General features: G+C 58.3%; 2 protein-coding genes. One reads left to right on the top strand and one right to left on the bottom strand.

Translation table 11 applies throughout. The annotated features are described in order from the left end of the window. The first annotated feature begins 149 nt into the window (after nucleotides 1-149). Entirely contained in the window at nucleotides 150-1,448 is a 1,299-nt protein-coding gene (glnT, locus tag NW837_RS11890) for a type III glutamate--ammonia ligase (protein WP_414331776.1), read from the top strand. Nucleotides 1,449-1,511: 63 nt separating this feature from the next. Here the strand turns inward: glnT and NW837_RS11885 are convergent. Then, the coding region (locus NW837_RS11885; RefSeq protein WP_414331774.1) for a shikimate dehydrogenase at nucleotides 1,512-2,122 on the bottom strand (611 nt) is incomplete at its 5' end.

Below are 2,122 nucleotides of genomic sequence, written 5' to 3'. Positions count from 1 at the left end.
GTTGGCCAGGGGAGAATTTTCCCATTGCTGCGCAACCCTGGGCGAATACAAATGGCGGTGTTTGTCTTCCTGGCCGTTTCTTTTGATAAAGGTCTATTTTTGTGCGGAAAGACACACCTCTACCTGAGGCCAAGACCTAGCTTGGGTACATGACACAGCCGCTTTCTGAAATTGCCCGCGCCCAAGGGATCAACTACTTTCTGCTCTCTTTTACCGACCTGTTTGGGATCCAACGGGCCAAGCTGGTGCCTGCCTCAGTTATCGACTTCATGGCAGAGGGTCAGGCTGGATTTGCCGGGTTTGCTGCCTGGTTGGACTTGACGCCTGCAGACCCCGATGTGTTTGCCCAGCCGGAGCGCGAGCGCTTGTTTCAACTGCCCTGGCAGCCGGAAGTGGCCTGGATGCCTGCCGATCTAATTCAGGTCAACGGGGATCCCTTGCCACAAACCCCCCGCTGGGTATTGAAGAAGGTGTTGTCCCAAGCAGAAGCCATGGGCTTTCAAGTCAAGACGGGGATCGAATGCGAGTTCATGCTTCTGTCGCCCGAAGAGTGGGCCATTTCCGATGAGCGCGACCAGCAGGCCAAGCCCTGCTATGACCAGCAAAGTTTGATGCGGCGTTTTTCGGTGATCCGGGACACCTGCGATGGCATGCAGAAGCTGGGCTGGGATCCCTATCAAAACGATCACGAAGATGCCAACGGCCAATTTGAAATGAACTGGCGGTTTGACGATGCCCTAGTTACGGCTGATCGCCACGCCTTTTTCAAATACATGGTGAAAAGCATTGCCGAAAAGCATGGCTACCGGGCCACCTTCATGCCCAAACCCTTTGCCCATCTGACGGGCAACGGCTGCCACACCCATATTTCTCTTTGGCAAGGCGAACAAAACCTGTTTGCCGATCCTCAAGGGGAATTGGGGCTTTCTCAACTGGCCTATCACTTCATCGGCGGGGTGCTGCACCATGCGCCTGCTTTGTGTGCCCTCACCAACCCGACGGTCAATTCTTATCGCCGCCTCAATGCCCCCGTCACGCTCTCTGGGGCCACCTGGTCTCCCAATACGATCAGCTACAGCGGCAATAATCGCACCCACGCCATTCGGATCCCGGATGCCGGGCGGTTTGAACTGCGTTTGGCCGATGCTGCCGCCAATCCCTATCTTTTGGCTGCTGGTCTCATTGCCGCCGGTCTGGACGGGATCCAACACCAACGGGATCCTGGCCCCCGCTGTGACAACAACGCCTACACGGATCCCCTCCCCAATGCCCCAACGTTGCCCGGCTCTTTGGTCGAAGCCCTCAACCACTTAGACCAAAGTACCCTGTTCCGTAGCAGGCTGGGGGATCCCTTTGTGAATGCCTACCTCAAGCTCAAACGCCAACAATGGCAGGAATACAACCGTCAGATCACGCCCTGGGAGCGGGAAACAACCTTGGATTGCTAGCCCGGTAGTTGTTGTTATCTCATTACACCTTGAGAGAGGGCTTCCAACTGGCCTGGAGTGACCCTAAACCTGGGCCAACTGGTGTTGAGCTGCCTGCCGCATCACCTCTACTGGCACAGGCTTGCCTCCCAGCCAAAGCGACAGGGCCTTGGCCCCCTGGTGAACCAGCATCTCTAGTCCACTGATGGGGGTATGTCCCAACTCGGCGGCCATCCGCAGCAGAGGAGTGGGATCCGGCACATAGATCAGGTCGTAGACGATGGCACCTGGAGACAGCAGGCCCAGTTGCTCTCGGCTCAGGGGAGAGAGCCCTTGACCGGCGGGGGATCCCGGCTTGTGCATGCCCACGGGGGTGGTGTTGACCAAAAGCCGCGTCTGAGGTAGATAGCAATCCAACTCCGCCCAGTTCACCGTCTCCACCTGCGGCCAAGTCTGTCGCAAGGCCAGCAATGGGTTGGGGGATCGCCCCGCCACCCGCACCGGCCCCAGCCCCAACTCCAAACAGCCTTGGATGGCCGCCCGCGCTGCCCCCCCGGATCCCAGAATGAGAGTAGGGATCCCTTTTTCCAGACCCAGCAAAGGCTGCACAAAGCCATCGATATCGGTATTGGTGCCCGCCCACCCGCCCTCTGGCAAGGGGTAAACCGTATTCACCGCCCCCACCGCTGCTGCCC

Source organism: Synechococcus sp. R6-10 (assembly GCF_047461815.1).
GTDB lineage: Bacteria > Cyanobacteriota > Cyanobacteriia > Thermostichales > Thermostichaceae > Thermostichus.
The sequence above is the reverse complement of the archived record's forward strand: the minus strand, read 5'-3'. Positions and strand labels throughout refer to the sequence as shown.

Excerpts from the sequence above, each read along its gene's own strand:
- glnT (WP_414331776.1), top strand. The coding sequence starts at position 150 with ATGACACAGCCGCTTTCTGAAATTGCCCGCGCCCAAGGGATCAACTAC.